30 protein-coding genes and 1 pseudogene are annotated in these 17,529 nt (G+C 51.0%); 15 read left to right on the top strand and 16 right to left on the bottom strand.

All coding sequences use genetic code 11. The annotated features are described in order from the left end of the window. Positions 1–276: 276 nt before the first annotated feature. The 7 genes from SIB58_RS06635 (at position 277) to SIB58_RS06605 (ending at position 4,301) form a co-directional block, all read left to right on the top strand. Positions 277–510 carry a hypothetical protein gene (locus SIB58_RS06635; protein WP_156486534.1) on the top strand — a complete coding sequence of 78 codons (234 nt, stop codon included), beginning with the start codon at positions 277–279 and terminating at the stop codon, positions 508–510. Then, positions 510–1,115, top strand: a complete 606-nt coding sequence (locus tag SIB58_RS06630) for a hypothetical protein (RefSeq protein ID WP_066907277.1) — start codon at positions 510–512, stop codon at positions 1,113–1,115. Before SIB58_RS06635 ends, SIB58_RS06630 begins: the two co-directional genes overlap by 1 nt. Further along, entirely contained in the window at positions 1,112–2,200 is a 1,089-nt protein-coding gene (locus SIB58_RS06625; protein WP_066907274.1) for an AAA family ATPase, read from the top strand. The genes SIB58_RS06630 and SIB58_RS06625 overlap by 4 nt, the downstream gene beginning before the upstream one ends. A 454-nt stretch (positions 2,201–2,654) precedes the next feature. Continuing rightward, a complete protein-coding gene (locus tag SIB58_RS06620) occupies positions 2,655–2,909 on the top strand; it encodes a hypothetical protein (RefSeq protein ID WP_066907271.1) in 255 nt (84 codons plus the stop codon). Between the two features lie 36 nt (positions 2,910–2,945). Then, the gene (locus tag SIB58_RS06615; RefSeq protein WP_231857056.1) at positions 2,946–3,182 is read left to right on the top strand and encodes a hypothetical protein; all 237 of its coding nucleotides are present in this window, start codon (positions 2,946–2,948) and stop codon (positions 3,180–3,182) included. Continuing rightward, positions 3,183–3,848, top strand: a complete 666-nt coding sequence (locus tag SIB58_RS06610) for a hypothetical protein (RefSeq protein ID WP_066907265.1) — start codon at positions 3,183–3,185, stop codon at positions 3,846–3,848. Between the two features lie 204 nt (positions 3,849–4,052). Then, complete coding sequence (locus SIB58_RS06605) at positions 4,053–4,301, top strand: hypothetical protein (RefSeq protein WP_066907261.1); 249 nt, start codon at positions 4,053–4,055, stop codon at positions 4,299–4,301. A 29-nt stretch (positions 4,302–4,330) separates the two neighbouring features. Here the strand turns inward: SIB58_RS06605 and SIB58_RS06600 are convergent, their stop codons facing one another. Together SIB58_RS06600 and SIB58_RS06595 are read right to left on the bottom strand one after the other, a co-directional pair. After that, complete coding sequence (locus SIB58_RS06600) at positions 4,331–4,594, bottom strand: DUF1651 domain-containing protein (protein ID WP_066907258.1); 264 nt, start codon at positions 4,592–4,594, stop codon at positions 4,331–4,333. A gap of 7 nt (positions 4,595–4,601) precedes the next feature. Then, positions 4,602–4,787: a hypothetical protein gene (locus SIB58_RS06595; protein WP_066907255.1), complete on the bottom strand. Its 186-nt coding sequence runs from the start codon at positions 4,785–4,787 to the stop codon at positions 4,602–4,604. A gap of 85 nt (positions 4,788–4,872) precedes the next feature. Between SIB58_RS06595 and SIB58_RS06590 the strand changes: the two genes are divergently transcribed. Beyond that, positions 4,873–5,088: a hypothetical protein gene (locus SIB58_RS06590; RefSeq protein WP_156486535.1), complete on the top strand. Its 216-nt coding sequence runs from the start codon at positions 4,873–4,875 to the stop codon at positions 5,086–5,088. On the opposite strand, the gene SIB58_RS06585 is transcribed toward SIB58_RS06590, so the two are convergent. The 11 genes and pseudogenes from SIB58_RS06585 to SIB58_RS06535 all read right to left on the bottom strand — a co-directional run bounded on the left by SIB58_RS06585 (position 5,089) and on the right by SIB58_RS06535 (position 11,246). Further along, on the bottom strand, positions 5,089–5,535 hold the full coding sequence (locus SIB58_RS06585) for a hypothetical protein (RefSeq protein ID WP_066907250.1): 447 nt from the start codon (positions 5,533–5,535) through the stop codon (positions 5,089–5,091). A gap of 4 nt (positions 5,536–5,539) precedes the next feature. Continuing rightward, a pseudogene (locus SIB58_RS06580) lies at positions 5,540–5,623 on the bottom strand (DUF4236 domain-containing protein); the annotation flags it as partial. 285 nt (positions 5,624–5,908) lie between these two features. Continuing rightward, on the bottom strand, positions 5,909–6,187 hold the full coding sequence (locus SIB58_RS06575) for a Nif11-like leader peptide family natural product precursor (RefSeq protein ID WP_066907247.1): 279 nt from the start codon (positions 6,185–6,187) through the stop codon (positions 5,909–5,911). A 160-nt stretch (positions 6,188–6,347) separates the two neighbouring features. Beyond that, positions 6,348–6,602 carry a Nif11-like leader peptide family natural product precursor gene (locus SIB58_RS06570; RefSeq protein ID WP_066907244.1) on the bottom strand — a complete coding sequence of 85 codons (255 nt, stop codon included), beginning with the start codon at positions 6,600–6,602 and terminating at the stop codon, positions 6,348–6,350. 151 nt (positions 6,603–6,753) lie between these two features. After that, positions 6,754–7,023 (bottom strand): Nif11-like leader peptide family natural product precursor, encoded by a 270-nt coding sequence (locus tag SIB58_RS06565; protein ID WP_066907241.1) that lies wholly within the window; start codon positions 7,021–7,023, stop codon positions 6,754–6,756. Positions 7,024–7,209: 186 nt separating this feature from the next. Further along, on the bottom strand, positions 7,210–7,437 hold the full coding sequence (locus tag SIB58_RS06560; protein ID WP_066907713.1) for a Nif11-like leader peptide family natural product precursor: 228 nt from the start codon (positions 7,435–7,437) through the stop codon (positions 7,210–7,212). 222 nt (positions 7,438–7,659) lie between these two features. Next, positions 7,660–7,899, bottom strand: a complete 240-nt coding sequence (locus SIB58_RS06555; RefSeq protein ID WP_067325525.1) for a Nif11-like leader peptide family natural product precursor — start codon at positions 7,897–7,899, stop codon at positions 7,660–7,662. Between the two features lie 201 nt (positions 7,900–8,100). Then, positions 8,101–8,337, bottom strand: coding sequence for a Nif11-like leader peptide family natural product precursor (locus tag SIB58_RS06550; protein ID WP_066907236.1), 237 nt, complete (start codon positions 8,335–8,337; stop codon positions 8,101–8,103). Between the two features lie 110 nt (positions 8,338–8,447). Then, positions 8,448–9,572: a hypothetical protein gene (locus SIB58_RS06545; RefSeq protein ID WP_414494724.1), complete on the bottom strand. Its 1,125-nt coding sequence runs from the start codon at positions 9,570–9,572 to the stop codon at positions 8,448–8,450. Positions 9,573–9,611: 39 nt separating this feature from the next. Beyond that, entirely contained in the window at positions 9,612–10,019 is a 408-nt protein-coding gene (locus tag SIB58_RS06540; RefSeq protein ID WP_231884118.1) for a hypothetical protein, read from the bottom strand. Between the two features lie 54 nt (positions 10,020–10,073). Continuing rightward, the gene (locus tag SIB58_RS06535) at positions 10,074–11,246 is read right to left on the bottom strand and encodes a site-specific integrase (RefSeq protein ID WP_067325589.1); all 1,173 of its coding nucleotides are present in this window, start codon (positions 11,244–11,246) and stop codon (positions 10,074–10,076) included. Positions 11,247–11,563: 317 nt separating this feature from the next. Here SIB58_RS06535 and SIB58_RS06530 point away from each other — a divergent pair, with 317 nt between their 5' ends. After that, positions 11,564–11,779 carry a hypothetical protein gene (locus SIB58_RS06530; protein ID WP_156486546.1) on the top strand — a complete coding sequence of 72 codons (216 nt, stop codon included), beginning with the start codon at positions 11,564–11,566 and terminating at the stop codon, positions 11,777–11,779. On the opposite strand, the gene SIB58_RS06525 is transcribed toward SIB58_RS06530, so the two are convergent. Together SIB58_RS06525 and SIB58_RS06520 are read right to left on the bottom strand one after the other, a co-directional pair. Next, entirely contained in the window at positions 11,780–12,322 is a 543-nt protein-coding gene (locus SIB58_RS06525) for a DUF4236 domain-containing protein (RefSeq protein WP_066906186.1), read from the bottom strand. Positions 12,323–12,954: 632 nt separating this feature from the next. After that, positions 12,955–13,254 (bottom strand): DUF3303 domain-containing protein, encoded by a 300-nt coding sequence (locus SIB58_RS06520; protein WP_066906190.1) that lies wholly within the window; start codon positions 13,252–13,254, stop codon positions 12,955–12,957. Between the two features lie 256 nt (positions 13,255–13,510). Between SIB58_RS06520 and SIB58_RS06515 the strand changes: the two genes are divergently transcribed. From SIB58_RS06515 to SIB58_RS06490, 6 genes are all read left to right on the top strand, one after another. Continuing rightward, on the top strand, positions 13,511–13,624 hold the full coding sequence (locus SIB58_RS06515) for a hypothetical protein (RefSeq protein ID WP_369818621.1): 114 nt from the start codon (positions 13,511–13,513) through the stop codon (positions 13,622–13,624). Positions 13,625–13,692: 68 nt separating this feature from the next. Further along, on the top strand, positions 13,693–13,905 hold the full coding sequence (locus tag SIB58_RS06510) for a hypothetical protein (protein WP_066906194.1): 213 nt from the start codon (positions 13,693–13,695) through the stop codon (positions 13,903–13,905). 1 nt (position 13,906) lies between these two features. Further along, the gene (locus tag SIB58_RS06505; protein WP_066906196.1) at positions 13,907–14,110 is read left to right on the top strand and encodes a hypothetical protein; all 204 of its coding nucleotides are present in this window, start codon (positions 13,907–13,909) and stop codon (positions 14,108–14,110) included. A 381-nt stretch (positions 14,111–14,491) separates the two neighbouring features. Further along, positions 14,492–15,253, top strand: coding sequence for a pirin family protein (locus SIB58_RS06500; RefSeq protein ID WP_067325592.1), 762 nt, complete (start codon positions 14,492–14,494; stop codon positions 15,251–15,253). 88 nt (positions 15,254–15,341) lie between these two features. After that, on the top strand, positions 15,342–15,515 hold the full coding sequence (locus SIB58_RS06495) for a hypothetical protein (RefSeq protein ID WP_197461090.1): 174 nt from the start codon (positions 15,342–15,344) through the stop codon (positions 15,513–15,515). 322 nt (positions 15,516–15,837) lie between these two features. Further along, positions 15,838–16,182 carry a hypothetical protein gene (locus SIB58_RS06490; protein ID WP_156486548.1) on the top strand — a complete coding sequence of 115 codons (345 nt, stop codon included), beginning with the start codon at positions 15,838–15,840 and terminating at the stop codon, positions 16,180–16,182. Positions 16,183–16,263: 81 nt separating this feature from the next. Here the strand turns inward: SIB58_RS06490 and SIB58_RS06485 are convergent, their stop codons facing one another. Beyond that, positions 16,264–16,461 (bottom strand): DUF6998 domain-containing protein, encoded by a 198-nt coding sequence (locus SIB58_RS06485; protein ID WP_066906200.1) that lies wholly within the window; start codon positions 16,459–16,461, stop codon positions 16,264–16,266. Positions 16,462–17,529 lie beyond the last annotated feature (1,068 nt).

The following is a 17,529-nucleotide window of genomic DNA, read 5'->3' as shown; positions in this document are numbered from 1 at the left end:
TTAGATACTGAATGAATTCCTGATGCCCGTGTTGATCACCTTTGGATAAGTGGTGAAGTAGATAAATTCAAGCCCGAACTAATGGAAGAGGGCTATTTCTGTGGTCGTATTCATTAGTATGCCCGATCTAATGGTTCTGTTGATTATGGTATTGACGCGAAAATAACAGTTGATCTAGATCGTGCGACAGATGAACTATGGACAAAGTTTGACCAAATTAAAAGAAACGATCAAGTTGAAGGCATCAGATTTGCCATTAATTCGTTTGAAGGTCTGTTGAGCGATTTTGATCATCACCCTAAAAACTTCCTTGTATTTAGTCGATACCACAATCTTGATAAAGCTAAGAAACTTGTTGAATCCCATATAAACTTACTAAAGCGTGATTTCGTAGAAACTGAAAGAATTCTCGCTTCCAGCACAGCTAACGGCACCTGCAACCGCATGAAGCATTTCTCACGGCTGCGTGGCAAGGCACAACGCTCAGTTAAAGGCTTTGGAGGTTCTTAATGCAGTCCTCCAACAAGCGCACGCCCTGCCCCGTTTGCTCCAGGGTCAAAGACGCCGATTGCAGATTCAACGATGAAGTCGTTCTCTGCCATACCGGCACTGATCTACGCCCTGGTGACACCATCACCATCAACGGTGCCCAATGGGCATTCATCCACCATCGCGGCGGCTTTAGCGGTTCAGCAGCCGTCTTCCGGCCTCACAGAGAACTAGAGCGTCCATCCACCACAACACGCACCCCTCATACCGCTCAAGAGCTTCTATCCCGCCAAACCAAACGCTCTCAATGGGCGCACATCCTCAATCAATTCCACGACGCCTACGACGAGGCATGGAACATTCAAGACCTCTACACCTGCACCCCTAACCAATTCCAATCAGCCTGCGCAGCCGTATCTGATGCGCAGGCCAAAGCAGCAGCACTTCGCCCTTACCTAAGGACCATCTGGAGAGATCACGACGACCTATCACAGCTGCATCGTCTACGCATCGAAGCTCAGCTCAAATCTCTCGCCTTCATTGCCGAAGACTTCAGACAGTTTCAACAGAACGAATTCGGTCTTCCTTGCCCCGCGGTTGTTCGAGAGCTGGAGGCAAGCCCATGACACTTTCTCCAGATCAAGCAGAACTGGCCAAAGTCTTTGAACTTCCTACGGGCAATAACCAAGAAACGCCTGGCTTCATTCTTCTCGCCAACGACACCCTCAAGAACCTGAAAGACGGCATTGCCGCAATCAATGATCTACCGACGCCAGCCGCACGCACCATCGCTCAGGCAAGCCTCAGAACGGAATTAGGACTCAGTCCAGATGCTTACAAGCAGGCCGTGATGGATCTGCTGGAAGAGCAGGAGACACCAGCACCCACGTCCTTTGCAGAGCTAATGCAGCTCGACACCGGCAAGGAGGCCTCAATTGAAGATCTCTCCGCCAACGGTTCGCTAACCCTCGTTGGAGCCGAAGGGAGCGGCGGCAAGACCTCTCTCTTTTACCGGATGTCAGAAGCCATCTCCACTGGTGAAAACTTCGCAGGACGTTTCAAGATCACGCAAGGCACAGCCTTGATCTATCAAATCGATGAATCACCCACCGACGCGATCAACAAATTCAGGCGGATGAGCCTGCAGCCCGATGAGTCACGGTTCTTGCCCCGCTGGAAGCTCAGCCCATCAATGATTCCAGAAATGGAAGCTGAGATCCGTTTGTACGAGCCACAGGCTGTTTTCGCAGATTCATTGATGAGGATCTTCGCCGGTAGGGGTGTCTCTCTCAACGATGCGGAATGTGGGATCTGGCTCTATCAGCTCAACACCATCGCCTCCCGTTACGGCACGTCGTTCTTTCTCTCCCATCACCTCAAGAAGCCAGAAAACCAAAAGCGTGGCCGGGTCTCCAAGAACGATCTCTATGGCACCGCCTTTCTCTTCAATGGCACCTCTAATTGCTGGGGGCTCTACCCCTCACAAGATGAAGGCGCACGATCCGATGAGTTCTGCTTGGAGTTCCTGAAAGCTCGCAGCGGAATGCAGGACTTCGGTACCGTCTTCAATCTCCAAGGATCTATTGAGGACTACTCCTGGGAGCTAATGGGCATCCAGGGCCAAACAGAGTCCCTTGAAGAGCGTCGGTTGTTCAGAGATGAGGTCAAAGACCTTCTGACGGTCAGAGGCGGGCTCTGGACCGCTCAGTAGGTTGCTGCTGAGTTCAAGGTCTCTAATGAACGCGCAAGACAGGCTCTGATCAAGCTTTATGAGCTGCGTTGTGGCATTGATCGCACTAAACGTGCATCAGCCGGTGGACGGCCTATCTGGCTCTATTTCGTCATCGCTTCGCGCGTATAGACCCTCCCTTTGGAAAAGCCCCTAAAGATCCCAGTGATGACGGGAAATCGGGGGGTTGGAAAAGTCGTTGGAAAACTCTTGGTAAAGGGTTGGAAAAGAGTGGGTGCTGATTAGTTGCCAACCCCTTTTCCAATTCTTTTCCAATACCCTCTTTTCAGTCCCTCACTACTCTCTCTCCTACCTTTTCCAAGTTTTCCCTTACAACGCGTGCGCGAGCATTATTCATCCGCACCGTGAACGGGGAGTTTGGCCACCATGACTTATAACGCCTTATAAAATCAAACTAGATTGAGTTGTTAACATCATGCCTGCGCCACTTTCACAGAGAAAAGAAGCAGAAATTAAGCGCAATCGTGCTTGGCAATTACATATAAATGGCGTGACGCAGTGGGACATTGCCAGGGAACTTGACTGCACACAGGCACGCGTCAGCCAATACATTCAGCAATCCGCTCGGAATCATCCGGTTAACAAGCTTTCGCTGAATGAGCGCATGGCAATCAGCGAAGAGCGCTGGAACATTAGTGAGCGTGAGATGCGTGAAGAAATCCAGGAATAGCGCAGAAATGGCCGGATTGTGCGTGAAATCATCCGCTTGCCCAATGGGCAGGAGCAGGTGAAGGTCACCAAAACAGAAGGCGTTGATCCTGCCTTGCTCCGTGCACTGTCAACGCATCACGATCGCCGTGCTCGCCAGCTGAACAACCAGTTGAGCCCTGATGCCGGTGTCCAGGCCGTTCAGGTCAATGTCGTGAAGGATTTCATTCAGCAGGGCGATGCGCAGGGCAAGCTCTCTGCAGAGCAGTGGAATCAGCAGGTTTTAGATGTGTGATTGCTGGATAAGCAATGCGTCAGCCAGTCACACACTGCGTTTCTGCGCCGCTGTGTGCAAAAGGGTTTGCAAATCGATCACCAGTGGTCCGTCAATGAGGTGTTTTCGCTCGTCTGGGGGATGCGCATCAGGCACCACCGGAGCTATCCAAAACAAATGAACCCGATTAGAACATCTGCCGCCGCATTGGCAGCAAGCATTGCCGCTCTGAGCCTTGCACTGCCAGTGTCTGCAGACTTATTTCAGGGACTTAAAAACACATTCGCAGAACAGGAAAATAGAAAAGCGGCATTACAAAAAGCCTGCTTAGAGAAGTGGAATAAAGCTCAATATGTGGAAAATCTTGGACGTGGCTACCAGTCTCACTCTCGCCCCAATCATTTAACTGGAGGCAAATTTCCGAAATACGTTAAAGACGCCCGCTTTTATATCGACAAAAACAATACAATCTGGGCTATCCGTAACAGCTTGTTTGGTTGCACCAGTGATGATTTCGCCGTTCTAAATAAACCAGTTGTACTTAAGCGCTCGGGCAAGTACAGAGTTTCAGCCAAGCTCGATCCACCTGGAAAGCTTGTTATTTACACACAAGTCCTTGCTGATGAGTGGAGAAATTTAAGAACTGGAAAAGTAAAGAAAGAAATAATCAGAATCAAAAAACGATGAAACTCTCTGGCATTCCGGCAAACATGCTTCCGCCGTGGGGATGCTCACCCGTTTTGGGGATGTGCCTTTACCACCCTTTCAGCGACGGTGACTCCAGACGCATTCAATCAATGGGAGGAGTTTATGAAAATCATTTCGTTCATCTCTGCTTTACTTCTATCAGCAGTACCTGCTTAAGCACACGTAGAGCCGGGAAGTCAAACCATGAAAGTTATCACCAAAAAGCTTAATGAAACATACAAAACGGGGCAAGTCCATAAAGAGATGAAGGCATTATGTATGCTAGAAATAGTAGGCGCTACGGAAGCACGCACAAAAAGAATGTTCCTCGCAAGATTGCAAACCTTGGCTGACCATACAAGCTTTAAGACTGCAACTATTGTCTCCAATCAATTTGCCAAGGATCTCTCTGAGTGCAAAAAATATATTCCCAACAAGTTTCTAGAAAATTAAAACATTCATCAAACCTGCATTGCTTTTATTCACCACCTAGGCGGGCACCGCTTCCACGCGCCTGACTTCTGCATGGTCTCCCAGGCCTCGATCGCGTTGTGCCTAAGCATCCTGCGAACCACAGGCTGACCACCGCCCCGTAATGGCCTTGTCTCCACAACGACCCATTGCGCGTGTTGCGTTGGCATGTCGTTCTGGAAGCGACAGACCCTCTGCTCTTGCGTGTTCAGCAGCCAGCCGACACCGTTCTTCGGTGCATGTCTGTCTACAAGTGGGCGGTCCTTGTTTGGCATTGGCTGACTACTGCTGATCGATCAGTGCCTGATGCACTGCTTCGCGAACGAACCGCGTGCCGTCTTTGCCCATGGCCCGCACTGCTGCATCGTCGGATTCATAGAGCCGCACACCGATGGGTTTCTTGCTCAGTGGTTCCTGCCCCTCTGGCACCTTGTACTGATGCTGTTGCAGGTGCTTGACCGAGCCCATCTCTGACGCGTTCACATGCCACACACGGTAACGCTTGCGGTGATGGTGACCAGCGGTAACTTGTGAGCCTCTGAGCGGCTTCTCAATGACTGCAGCGCCTGTTGATCTAGTAAGCGACATGCAGGCGATTGAGGATCATTGGCACGAAGGGCAGTGGATGCGCATGACGGTGCAGTTGAGCGAAGCGGAATGGAGCGAGCACGAGGCGATCACGATGAGCGCGTTGATTGTGCTTGGCCTTGATGGCATGAAGCAGCTGGGTAGGCGATGCCTACTTGAGGGAGCTGTTGAGCTGGTGTGATCAGTTGCTAGGCGTTGACCACCCTTGGTCTTCTGTCCAGGCCAGCACTGTTTGAACAGCTCTGATCACCTCGAGGGAGGCCCGCCGCGTCGCTGCTGATCCTCGAGCTCTGCGCAGGTGGAGCTCACAGCTCTCCGGAGATTTGATCAGCAGTGCAGCTTCGCGGACGTTGCGCGGTGTGTTGTCGAACTCAAGGACGCGATGAATCAAGCCTAGTCTCCAGAGCGCGGCCCCAATGGATTCAGGCCCGCAGATGGTGGCCATCACTTCATCAATGATCTGTTCTGTTGATGTGGTCTGTGGTGCAGACCGTTGCTGTTGCTGACGCTCCCGTACGGACGCATGTTTGCCGGATCGCTCTGAGCTGTAGCTGAGGCCAGTGCCAGGCAGTCGTTCGGGTCTGGCCATCACGAGCAACAGGAATATTCCGAGTTGATCCGGGTCCACCGATGGAGATGCTGCTGAGCCCGTTCTTGCTCCAGTTCAGGTTGAGACCTGGGAAGAGTCGGGTTCGTTTGCGGAAGCGAAATGGCATGAAGTTGATGGCGTAGGGGTGTTGAGGCTTTAACCCCTACCCCTCAGGAAGGATGAGGGGGGTTGCAGCGGCGGGCGTTATTGAGACATAGCCTGAGACATTTTTGTCATTTTTTAACGGGTTAAACGATGACAACGGAAAAATAATTAGCGCCAGTCATTGAAGGCCGATTGATGGTCTTTTTGGGGATGATTGAAGAAGTAAAAATATCCTGTATATGCATGGAATTTAGGCGTGTAAGCTGTAAATAAAACCATAGACTGGAATTCTAATTAAACTGAAAGATTAGGTATCTTCACATATTAGACATGTACCCTCAAGCCCACACGTGCCACATGCTGAGAACCCACAAACGCTGTGCAAATCTCCTCCAGCTGCACTTTCTAGCTCTTGGTCAGAAATTATTGATTGAGCGTTTTTCAAGTCATCAGCAGAAATACTAAATCCCGCTTCCTTAGCCATATAGACCACAGCATCAGGATTAGCTGCTGCTTTGAGTTTCGCTTGCAGATTTTCGTCTCCCTGAACCTTCATAATAAATGATTTGAGCTGTTCTTCTGACATGGGTGTCGGGAGTCTTGAACGGTTATAGCAACGATATCTTGAAGTGTCTTTGGCTAATAATTACTGCGCTCAATCGTCCGAGGTATTGAAGGCTGATTGATGGTCTTTTTGGGGTGATTGAAGAAATAACAAACCCCTTATGGCTTTGATGAGTAGGCTTTTAGTTCCAGCAAGAGCCTATGAACACAGTTCCCACTCGTAAAGCGCAAGCTGTTCCACCAGCCGCACTCTCAAGCTCATCATCACTAGTCAGATTTTGTCCATGAGAGTTTAGGTCTTCTGTGGTGATCGTGAACCCTGCAGCCTTTGCAATAGCAACTACTGCATCAGCATCCGAAGCAGCTTTCTGCTTCTCCTCAAGGCTGGTGTCTGCTTTGACCTTCTCCAGGAAGGCTTTGAGTTGTTCTTCTGACATGGCTGTCGGGAGTCTTTATCGGTTGTAGGAATGGCCTTCTGCAGGATCTTTGGCTAACAATTCCTGCGCTCATTCGTGCCAGATATTCAAGGCTTATGTGTGATCCTTATGGCAGAATAGTCTTGAATAAGCTCACATATTGGATATGATTTTATTTTGCACAGGCTCCTGAGCATGTGTGCGGTCCGTATGCTGTTGCGAAGTAACAATGATTTACATCAGTGCCACCACCAGCCACGTTTTCTAGTTCTTCTTTTGAAAGTTCTGAAAAGGCCTTCAAGTCATCAGCAGATATACTAAAGCCAGCCTCTTTTGCAATCGCAAGAACTGCGTCTGGATCAGCAGCGGCTTTGAGCATCTCCTGAAGGCTGGTGTCGCCTTTTACCTTTTCGAGAAAGGCTTTGAGTTGCTCTTCTGACATTGGTATCTGAAGTCTTCAACTGTTATAGCAGCGGTCTGCTGCAGTGTCTTTGGCTAATAATTACTGCGCTCAATTGTGCAGGGATTGGCGGCTGATTTATGAGCTTATTGACGAGATTGAAGAAGTAAAAAGCCCCTACGGTAGCAGGGGTTTGATAAGTAGAATCGTCAGTAGTCAAAGTAAGAATCAGAGCTTTACAACAAAAATGGTAGGGACCACTAGACAAATTCCGCCAGCCACGTTTTCCAGTTCCTCTTCACTGAGATCAGTGATCTTATCAGCAGTGAATTCGTGGCCGTGTTCTTTAGCAATACCTACAACATCTTCAGGTGACTTAGCTTTTTTTAGTTTATACTGAATATTGAAATCGCCTTTGGCTTTGGCGAGGAATGCCTTGAGTTGTTCTAGGGACATGGGTAGCAGGTCTTTACAGCAGTCATAGCAGCGGTCTGCCGCAGTGTCTCTGTCTGACAATTACCGCGCTCAATCGTGCCAGGCATTGAAGGCTGATTTGTGGGATTATTGGCGAGATTGAAAAAATAAAAAGCCCGTGAAGTTGCAGGGGGTTTGAGGGCGTAGGCTACATTGTAATAAAGGCACGAGAAATAATATTAAAAATCAGTTTATAAGGCTTTTTTAGCACAAAGTCTGGTGGTGCTCGTCTGTGCAACAGTCATAAGTTGATCTGCCAGCAGCTGTACCTTCCAACTCCTTATCTGAAATCTTGGTCCGAACGTCATCAGCAGAAATCATAAACCCAGCCTCTTTCGCAATCGAAACCACAGCTTCAGCATCGGCAGCTGCTTTGAGCTTCTCCTGAAGCATGGTGTCGCCTTTGACCTTTTCTAGGAAGGTTTTGAACTGTTCTTCCGACATGGTTAGCAGGTCTTTTAAGCAGTCATAGCAACGCTCTGCTGCAACGTCTTTGATTAATATTTACCATGCTCAATCGTGCCAGGTATTAAAGGCTTATTTATCAGCTCATTTTTCAAGTTAACCAAAGAAGTAAAACCCTTGCAGCATGCAGGGCTTTGGTGGGAAGGATGTGAAGCAGTTGACAGGGTTTCAAAACTTTCCCTAAGGAGTACCATTAGCTTCGGAGGTGAAAGCTCCGCAGACACCACCAACACCCCCAGCCGCAACTTCAAGCTCTTTCTCACTGAGCTGATTGATCTTATCAGCGGTGAATTCATGACCATGTTCTTTAGCAATACCTACAACATCTTCAGGTGACTTAGCTGCTTTTAGTTTCTCCTGAATGGACTGGTCGTCCTTGGCTTTAGAGAGAAATGCCTTGAGTTGTTCTAGAGACATGGGTGACTGGCAAGTACAAATGTCATAGCACTGATCTGAATCACCACCAAGGCGGGCACCTCTTCCACCCGCCTAACTCCCCCGTTTCGGTAGCCCTCTGTTTTAATCCCTCAACGAATTAGCATTGGCTTAAACGTCCGCACACCTCCTACATATCGTCTCCGCTTCTCTTCAGCGCCCCACATCAGTGGATGCGCCCCACTTCGCTGTGATTGCCGATAGCTGTGCTGAGCTTGATTTGCGGCAGTCAATACATATCTCACAGCATCAGCAGAATGATCCGGTGCTGTTTTCTCCATATCCTCTGGATTGCGATCATCACTGATGCAATAAGGCAACGTCGCCCACAAGCTTTCGCACCGCTCTGAGATGTACAACCCAGGCTCATCACTGCCTGCCTGATACAGCAACGATTTCATCAGTTGCCAACCCACTGCACGGCTTGATTTAGGTGAACCAGTAACCTCCCAGCCGTATTTCTTGAATTCAGTGCTCAATGTCACTGGATCACTTGCACCGCCAAAACCAAGCTGAGCGGTAACTGCAGAATCCATAATTACCCTGCGATGAGGAATCACCCAATTCGTGAATCCATTGCGCATGTAGAGGTTTTTCACACGCTCCACAAACTGCGGTGCAGTCAATGAACGATCGCCGCGGTTCCATTCCTTTGATCCGTCTGGCTGAATCGAACAGACGTATTCCTCATCCACACAGACCCAACTGCGCCTGGCGATATGGCGATCACCGTCCATCATTGGCTCCTGGATCTGACACATGAGCACGACGCATGCAGGGCTTGCCGTGCCCCAGTCGCCACCGATCCAGCACCAGTGGGCTTTGGTCTTCTCGGTAAACGATCCGGTTTTGTCGGGATACCACGGGATCTGAAAATCACCGGTCAGCATTGACTTTTCAATGCTCAGGCATGAGCCAAAGAATCCAGCAGTAATTTGCCCCCATTCGCCCAGCACCTCAGCGGCAATCTTGGATTCATCGCCAAAGCAACTGGCCCGCAGTTCCTTCTCGTATTGATCGGGGTTGGAGAGATAGGGGTTGTCTCTGAGCGTGGACTTGATCCAGACCGCAGGTTGAGCTCCAAAGAACTCACAAGTGAAGATGCGGTTCGGCATCGCCTTAGTGACCAGATAATCCCTGATCCACCAGCTGCCAGGACCTAGCGGGTTGGCCGTTGCGATGAACTTCGGCTCCACCGTTGGATCCGTTGTCCTCATCGACGAACGAGCTCTGAGCACCACCTGCGGATCGGCTTCCTACCCCAGCTCGTCCCAGAAGATATGGCTTAGATCCTCACCCTGAATTTTGTTGAACGCATCGCCCGCGTCCATGTGGATCAGCTTGAGGGTGCCGACATTGCTGAGCCTCCAAGTGCGTTTGGCCTTCAAATACTTCGACCCCGGCATCAGCGTCGGGATCTGTTGAAACAGCAGGTCTTCCAGCTTGGAGAGGCCTGCCAAATCACGCCGAATCAGCACAGCATTGAATGAATCACCGCTGATCAATGCGAAGTAACCGACGAGCCAGAGCAGCAGGATTGATTTGCCTCCGCCCCGGCCACCCGCGAGAACCAGAGTGTTGAGCTCGTCAACGCTCTGCACCAAGCCAGCAACTTTGCGTTGCCATGGCGACAGCTGGATTGTGCGGGGTGAGGCGTCAGCCAATGAAATGCGATCAGATCAACATTTCATTCTGTCGGAACCGATTTTTCGGACTGATCAGACGTTGATCGCATCCACCAGTTCAGCCGTTGCATTTGGCTTGAACCGCGCATAGCTCTGCAGGTGAACCTCAATGGTGTGTCCCATTGCCTCGCTGATGTTGGCGATGGGCAGACCTGCCGCGTGCATGCCCTTGGCGTAGCGATGGCGGAACGAATAGGGCGTCAACTGTTCGCCTTGACTCTCCGCTTGCTTGCGTAGCCCGTTCCATGCCTCACGCCTGCGCAGATAGGTGCCAAATGCCTGCCCGCCTTCACCTTCGCGGTTCAGCGGTGGCAGCTCTTCATTGATCTGCACCCTGGCCTGCAGCTTCCAATCGATCGGCTTGCCGTGCATGTCTCGCAGCAGCAGCGGATGCAGTCGTCTCGGTTCTGTCTTTTGGCCTTTGGTGCCGCCCATCGACTTCTGATAGATCGTCCACAGCTCAGGACCATTTGCACCGTCCTTCACCACCAAATGGCGCAGCTCTTCAGGCCGCAGGCCATAAACAGCACAGAGCTGGATTGCAAAACGCCAGCGATCATGGTCCGGTCCTTCAGGCAGTGAATCCAGCAACGCCAGGATCTGCGTGTCTTCCAGCGGGTAGCCAATACGATTGGGCTTAAGTGTTTCAGGCAGCTTTGCTGGTGGGCGGTAGATCGGCTTCAGATGCCCGCGTTGCACCGCCCAGTTCAGAAAATTGGTGAGCTTTTGACGGCTCATCTGGCGAATTCGTGATCCCTGTTCCCATTGCTGCAAACAGGCGATGCAAAGAGCTTCACCATCCACTGGTGGTCGGCCTTCAAATTGCGCAGCACAATTCTGGAGCACTGGCAGATAAAACTTCGCCCAAGTCTTGTCGCCTGCGTTAGGGACAAATTCGCGATAACTATCAATCAGTTGGTTGAAATTCAGGGTCTGTTTGCTTTTGCTTGTATTTGCAGTCTGAGCAGCGGCTGCCAGCGTGATCTGTCCACCATTCCACCGCTTGTAAATCTGTTGAATGCGTGGAAGGGCTTGGGTTGATCCTTTCAGGCTCCACTCGTAAGGGAGCATCACTGAGCCGACGTTTACGACCTGCAGGCGCATGTTCCCGCGACTATTGAGCACCTTCCATCCAGGTTCGCAGGAAGTCCTGACCTGCTCCCTGAAAGGCTTGATCCAGGTGTCGCTGAAGCTGACGCGGGGCAAAGCGCTTTGACCAGTTGCTACCCCTATTGTGTGCAAACGGTCAAGCTTTAGATAGCAGCTCTTGCCACCTGTTATCGCCTAATACCAGTGATAGACTTAATTTTAGGGACCGCTTCACCTTCACGACTTCGTTTGTTTAGTGCTTTGGGAGCACTAGGTCGCAGGTTCGAATCCTGTCGCCCCGACTGATTTCTCAGAGATTAGCAATCAAGGCTGTGCGCAAAATGTGCGCAAACCGCCCCTCAGTGGTCCGCTGGTTGGCAATGGTTGCGGTGTTGGTGGCCAGCGGTAATTTGTGTGCCGTTGATTGATGGTGAATGACTGCATCACCTGTTGATCTCGTGAGCGACATGCAGGCGATTGAGGACCATTGGCACGAAGGGCAGTGGATGCGGATGACGGATCAGTTCACTGAAGAGGAGTGGAGCGAGTATGAGGCGATTACGTTTAGTGCGTTGATTGTGCTTGGCCTTGATGGGATGAAGCAGCTGGGTAGACGATGCGTGCTGGCCAGTGCGGTGGAGCTGGTGTGATCAGTCGTTAGGCGCTGACCACCCTTGGTCTTCTGTCCAGGCCAGGACTGTTTGCACGGCATGAATGATCTCCAGCGATGCCCTGCGGGTTGCTGCTGCAACATGAGCACGGCGCATGTGGAGTTCTGCTGACTCCGGTGGTTTGATCGGCAGTGCGGCTTCGCGGACAGGCCTAGGCGTGTTGTCGAACTCAAGAACGTGATCAACGAGGCCTTGTCTCCAGAGCGCGTCTCCAACGTGATCCGGACCGCAGAGCGTGGCCATCACTTCCTGAATGATTGCCTCGGTGGAGGTTGATTGCGGCGATGGCCGTTGCTGCTGCTGACGCTCCCGTACGGACGCACGTTTGCCGGATCCCTCTTGGGAGTAGCTGAAGCCAGTGCCAGGCAGTCCCACCATGGTTCGGGTCTGGCCATCACGAGCAATAGGGATGTTCCAGCTGGCGCCGGGTCCACCGATCGAGATGGAACTCAGCCCGTTCTTACTCCAGTTCAGGTTGAGGCCTGGAAACAGTCGGGTGCGTTTTCTGAATCTGAATCCCATCAGACCTCATCCACTAGCGCGGTTGATGTCACGCACCGATCAACCCATCTATGTCTTTTGAGATTGTCAGCAAGACTTTGTTGTGTCTTCTCATACGCACCTCCGCCATATCCAAAAATTTCAGAAGCCCTTCGATCGCAGGGGAATTGACGTTGCTTCTGTCTGGCTTGCTCTTCATTCGCTCGAATGCGCACCATGCGGGCTTGCTCAAACAGATATGTCTGCCTGAGTTGCGAACCGATCCACACCAGCAGAGCAGCGATGACAACGCTGCAAGTGCTGATCACAAAGGCTTTGGTTGTCTTGTCCATCAGGCAATTCCTCCCATCACAACTTCACCCGGATCAATCCGGGACACATCACCCATTCGGGCCATGTCCATCAGCCCAGCCGAGCGCCTGCTTAGAAGGCAAAAAATACTCCAGTCGTGGCAAGGGATCTCAGGGCTATGACAGGGTTTTATGGTGCAGAGGTCGACCTGGGATATCCCCGAAAGGGACAAAACTGGAGACATTTCGGGCCGTGGCTCCAGTTCGTTTCATGATCGACCGACTGCCTTTTAAGCAGTCGGTCATTCGCTTGATGGGCAGGCTTCAGGCGGGTCGTTCAAATGTCGATCTCAGGCCCCTCAATCAGCTGGCCATGCTCTCTTCAAGCTCGACGTACTCATCATCGCTGAGACCAGGGGTAATCGTCGCAGTGACGCCGAGTCCCTTTGTCCAGGGGTAGGTGTGCTTCTGCACTGCTGCCAGGTTGTCGGCTTCCACCAGCAGTACGCCTCCACCGAGGTGAGGGTGGATTTGACGTGCCAGCACCTTGAAACCTGTGTATTCATCCATGGGCTTTCCGCCCTTGATGTAATCCACGATTGCCTGTGTGTATTTCTCGTTGGTGGGATCGGGTGCACACCAGTGGATCATGAAACGTGCCATTTCAATTCCTGAAAACAACGGGATCCTCGCCTGAGATGCCCCGCTTCGATGAGTGTGGTGTCCAGACTTCAACGATGCCGAACAAGGACCGCCCACTTGTCGACAGACATGCACCGAAGAACGGTGTCGGCTGGTTGATGAATGACCAGGAACAGAAGGTCTGCCGATTCCGCAACGACATGCCAACGCAGCATGCGCAGTGGGTTGTCGTTGAAACCAGTCCATTACGCGATAGTGGCAGCCAGTCATCCGCAGAATGCTGCGCCACAACGCCATCGAAGCCTGGGAAACGATGCAGAAGTCAGGCGGATGGAAGCGTTGTAAACCACAAGCTCTGGGCATGGACGAGCAAATTACTGGCATCTCTTAGAGGTCTCTGAGAAGAAAGGGGCAGTGGATTCAGGTTTGGCTATGTAATGGAGAGTTGAATTCACCCCTATGAATCAGAGCCAAGATGCGAAGCGTCACGAGAGTGATCAGCAACATCGCACTAAAGCTGGTTCGCTTAACGTCGAAGTAGAGCGAAATCGCAGCGTAAATCACTTATCATCAGATACTATTAAAGATGAAGCACTCAAGAAAATTGATAACGAAACAAGTGAACTTATGAAGGAACAGGGGCCAACCTCATTTCGCAGGGAGAGCAACTGATATGAGTAACGAACATCATCAAACCGGCAGACGCCCAAACAAAGCTGATCTTGAACGTCTTGATCCTGTACATCGAGAGAAAGAGCCGCTGAAGCAAGGCAGTGCAGAAGAACGACACTGCCATCCCAACGAAAAACATCGGGAGCATTCTCACAGTGGAGAAAAGTTTGTAGAGGAAGTGAAGCGTCTTGATGCTTCAGAATGAGATATTTCTCCATTGAGAAAAGAGTGACCAGTTATTAGTGGTTTTCATCACTAGCAATGTAGATGTAGCCCAGGCCACGACAGGCACACCGCCATCGAAGCCTGGGAGGCCAAGCAGAAGTCAGGCGGCTGGAAGCGGTGCCCGCTTAAGTGGTGACTTTCGCCCGAACGGGTGATGTGTCCCCGAACGATCGGGGCGAAGTTGTGATGGGAGGAATTAATTGATGGACAAACCAACCAAAAACACAGGCTCTTGGGCTGGTGGCATCGCTGTCGCCACTCTGTTGGCACTGGTCTCTGCCGCTGCAATTGCTGCTGTGGCCCACAACAACTCGCAGCAATACAAAAACTGCATCGCACAGAGTGATGTCACTAGCGACCAATGCAGCCTCCTGTACCCAGCACACCGATGAAAGCCATCTCAACAGCAGCACATGCAGCACTGGTGTTCCGTCCAGCCCAAGAACGCTTTCACAGCGTTCTTGACTGGCTCGAGTCATGGCATAGCTTTTCCTTCGCGGGTCATCACGATCCCAACTGGATGAGCTTCGGGCCTCTACGCGTCATCAATGACGACACGATTTCTGCCGGTCGTGGATTTGGTATGCATTCCCATCGCGACATGGAGATCATCACGGTGATGATCGAGGGGGAACTCCAACACCAGGATTCGGCCGGAAGCCATGGCGTCATTCAGGCCGGAGATGTGCAGCGCATGAGCGCCGGAACCGGAATCATGCATAGCGAAATCAATCAAAGCGACCAACCCTGCCGTTTGCTGCAGATCTGGGTCGAACCCAGCCAACAAGGACTCGATCCCGCCTATGAGCAAAGAAAGATTGTCCTAACCGATCAGGAATGGATCCCAGTGCAGGATCCAAACAACAGCAAAGCCATGGCGATTGAACGACCGATTCAGCTCTGGCGCCTACGGCTTGCCCAAGGCGAAAGCATCCAACTTCCAGAACTCTCCTATCCACAGGCCTGGATTCAGATGCTCAACGGCGCGATCTCGATCTCAGGTGGAACCGCTGCAAATCTTTGCCAAGGCGATGGGCTTGGATTTCATCCAACCCGAGCAGAGATCAACCAAATCCACTCCTTGAGCAATCAAACCGACTTACTCCTATTTGGATTGAGCTAACCCTGCACACTGAATTCGACGCACAACGGCTCCCACAGTCCAAGTGGTTTCACTTGATCGATCAACTCGCTCAGGAGAGATCCAAGCAATGACTGAGAAAGTGTTCCGCACATTGGCGGAGAAAATCGAGATCCTGTCGAAGAAGCTGGAAAGCCTCTCGAATCGGGATTATCTCGGGCGGCAACGATTATTGCTCAAACTGCACGAACTGCGGCAGAGAGTGGATGACGACAGTTCACCTAAGTTTTCTGTATACGGCTGATGCCTGAGGAGACAGTGAGCAAGGATCACGACTGTTCCAACTGGAATAGACACTGTTTCGTCGCCTGTCGATTGGTGTGAGCTCTCTTCAAGCACCCGCTGGAGATCAGACAGTTCACAAGAAATCTGTCCACGTCTGAAACGTGGACTGTCTTCCAAATGCTCATTCAGCTCAGTCATTGAGCTCTGGATTGGCACCTCCTCTGCAGTGTCGGTCAGAACTTTCCACAAAGTTGGAAGAATCAAGCCGCTAATGCCCCCATCAGCAGCAGGTTCGACAGGCGCCCTGTCTTCGTTGCCTCCCCCGTTAACTTCGATCGTGGGTGGATCCACCACGTCGTTCAGAAGCCTTGATCTCATGCTCATTTGATTGTTCCTCCGTTTTCTTCCTGCTGCTCACGTCGAGCTTTGTTCAATTCGAGCAGGGCATGTTCATATCTGACGCGAACGGCTTCTGCGGGACCGCTACCGAAGCCATTTTCTATACGCCGGACATAATTCCAATCGGCCCAAGCCAAGCATCAAAAACCTTTTGTTCAAGCGGAGAAAGATCATTCTTTTTAGCCATCAGATCAACCCCTGCTGCTGATCAGCTAGCCGTGCGGCATCAGATCGAAGCTGGCGCGTTCGTTCACCATCAGTGCGTGGGCCAAACCAACCCTGTTTGAACTCGTCCTGCTGATGGCTCATAACCACGCAGGGCAACGCCTTTGTTTTTGCCGGTACACTTGATTTTCAACGGCTCGACCTTAAGCATCGTGTGCGTCGATGCCTTTGGTGCTGGCAGTGGTCAGGTTTAGCTCGTAGCCATCTGCCGCGATGACCTCGCCGATGCTTCCGATAAGATGAGCATCAGCCGTGAAGTGCCTGCCAAGAGCTGCGGCTTCCAGTTCAGCGATAACCCTGAACAGTTCTGGCACCAGACGTTGAATTGCTTCGGCGTTCATCTGTCCTCAGGGCACCCATGAAGCCAGTCCGAATCGGCTTTGGACGATAAGGGCCCTGGAAAATTCCAAGCCAAATGCTTGACGTATGAGCATCTGAGCTGGGATCCAATCCAGACCAGAGAAATGGCAATCACAACGCCGCAGGCAGCGATTACAAAGCCTTTGGTTGTCTTGTCCATCAGGCAATTTCTCCCATCACAACCTCACCCGGATTGATCCGGGACACATCCCCCATCCGAGCCAAAGTCACCACCTGGGCTGACAGCGTTTCCAACCGCCTGATTTCTGCATGGTCTCCCAGGCTTCACTCTATTCGTGGCCAGGACTTTACACACCAATTCATGCAGTTCAGCGTGTCGGAGCGAGCCCAGCCTGTTACGAGAATTGAATAGATTGGGTTAAGCCGTCAGCTGATTGATTTGCGAACAGAGCAATTTCTCTGGATTACCCTTTTTGCTCTGGCTTTTACTGCTCTTTGTCTTGCGTTCAGCTGGTATGTATCCGGTCGTGACCGACACAGATTACGAGTTGTTTCCAGGTTTAATTTCAATCCGGGGCGACGCTGGGGAAGTCAGGCCTTTCTGAGGGTAACTGTTCAAAACAACAGCAGAACACCCATGACAATCAGTAAAGTGAGAGTCGTTTTTGCGGGAAAAGTCTGCGGAGAGCGATTCTTTGATGGTCACCGGGGGGCTCCATTGAGGGTTGGCGCGGGTGAAGAGGTGTCAACCATTGTGGAGAAAAATGATCGCTCAATGCCTCTTCCGGAAGCTACAGATTTTTCACGAAGTAAGGTGTTCGTAACTGATGTACTAGGAAAAGTCTATGGAGCAACCTATATAAATGAATCCAATTATTATTAGTTGTTGAATTAGAGGATTCTATCTACTTGAAAAGTTGTTGGCCACATCCATTACTGAACAGTTGATATGAATGAAACCTGCATCAGAAAAACGCAGCTGATAGAGAAAAATGCAAAGCTTTCAATGATCTTAAACTGCTCTTAGAGCGTAAATACTCTCTCAGAGATTCAATCAAAGCCGTCCATATCAACCTGAACGATCAGCA

The organism is Synechococcus sp. MIT S9504, assembly GCF_047497135.1.
Classification (GTDB): domain Bacteria; phylum Cyanobacteriota; class Cyanobacteriia; order PCC-6307; family Cyanobiaceae; genus Synechococcus_C.
Note: the sequence above shows the minus strand (reverse complement) of the source record. Positions and strands in the feature narration are given on the sequence as shown.

Bases quoted from the DNA above. Each gene is read 5' to 3' on its own strand.
- SIB58_RS06630 (WP_066907277.1), top strand. From the start codon at position 510: ATGCAGTCCTCCAACAAGCGCACGCCCTGCCCCGTTTGCTCCAGGGTC.
- SIB58_RS06625 (WP_066907274.1), top strand. From the start codon at position 1,112: ATGACACTTTCTCCAGATCAAGCAGAACTGGCCAAAGTCTTTGAACTT.
- SIB58_RS06620 (WP_066907271.1), top strand. From the start codon at position 2,655: ATGCCTGCGCCACTTTCACAGAGAAAAGAAGCAGAAATTAAGCGCAAT.
- SIB58_RS06605 (WP_066907261.1), top strand. From the start codon at position 4,053: ATGAAAGTTATCACCAAAAAGCTTAATGAAACATACAAAACGGGGCAA.
- SIB58_RS06600 (WP_066907258.1), bottom strand. From the start codon at position 4,594: ATGCCAAACAAGGACCGCCCACTTGTAGACAGACATGCACCGAAGAAC.
- SIB58_RS06595 (WP_066907255.1), bottom strand. From the start codon at position 4,787: ATGGGCTCGGTCAAGCACCTGCAACAGCATCAGTACAAGGTGCCAGAG.
- SIB58_RS06590 (WP_156486535.1), top strand. From the start codon at position 4,873: ATGACTGCAGCGCCTGTTGATCTAGTAAGCGACATGCAGGCGATTGAG.
- SIB58_RS06575 (WP_066907247.1), bottom strand. From the start codon at position 6,187: ATGTCAGAAGAACAGCTCAAATCATTTATTATGAAGGTTCAGGGAGAC.
- SIB58_RS06570 (WP_066907244.1), bottom strand. From the start codon at position 6,602: ATGTCAGAAGAACAACTCAAAGCCTTCCTGGAGAAGGTCAAAGCAGAC.
- SIB58_RS06565 (WP_066907241.1), bottom strand. From the start codon at position 7,023: ATGTCAGAAGAGCAACTCAAAGCCTTTCTCGAAAAGGTAAAAGGCGAC.
- SIB58_RS06560 (WP_066907713.1), bottom strand. From the start codon at position 7,437: ATGTCCCTAGAACAACTCAAGGCATTCCTCGCCAAAGCCAAAGGCGAT.
- SIB58_RS06555 (WP_067325525.1), bottom strand. From the start codon at position 7,899: ATGTCGGAAGAACAGTTCAAAACCTTCCTAGAAAAGGTCAAAGGCGAC.
- SIB58_RS06550 (WP_066907236.1), bottom strand. From the start codon at position 8,337: ATGTCTCTAGAACAACTCAAGGCATTTCTCTCTAAAGCCAAGGACGAC.
- SIB58_RS06545 (WP_414494724.1), bottom strand. From the start codon at position 9,572: ATGAGGACAACGGATCCAACGGTGGAGCCGAAGTTCATCGCAACGGCC.
- SIB58_RS06530 (WP_156486546.1), top strand. From the start codon at position 11,564: ATGACTGCATCACCTGTTGATCTCGTGAGCGACATGCAGGCGATTGAG.
- SIB58_RS06525 (WP_066906186.1), bottom strand. From the start codon at position 12,322: ATGGGATTCAGATTCAGAAAACGCACCCGACTGTTTCCAGGCCTCAAC.
- SIB58_RS06520 (WP_066906190.1), bottom strand. From the start codon at position 13,254: ATGGCACGTTTCATGATCCACTGGTGTGCACCCGATCCCACCAACGAG.
- SIB58_RS06515 (WP_369818621.1), top strand. From the start codon at position 13,511: ATGCTGCGCCACAACGCCATCGAAGCCTGGGAAACGATGCAGAAGTCA.
- SIB58_RS06510 (WP_066906194.1), top strand. From the start codon at position 13,693: ATGAATCAGAGCCAAGATGCGAAGCGTCACGAGAGTGATCAGCAACAT.
- SIB58_RS06505 (WP_066906196.1), top strand. From the start codon at position 13,907: ATGAGTAACGAACATCATCAAACCGGCAGACGCCCAAACAAAGCTGAT.
- SIB58_RS06500 (WP_067325592.1), top strand. From the start codon at position 14,492: ATGCAGCCTCCTGTACCCAGCACACCGATGAAAGCCATCTCAACAGCA.
- SIB58_RS06495 (WP_197461090.1), top strand. From the start codon at position 15,342: ATGACTGAGAAAGTGTTCCGCACATTGGCGGAGAAAATCGAGATCCTG.
- SIB58_RS06485 (WP_066906200.1), bottom strand. From the start codon at position 16,461: ATGAACGCCGAAGCAATTCAACGTCTGGTGCCAGAACTGTTCAGGGTT.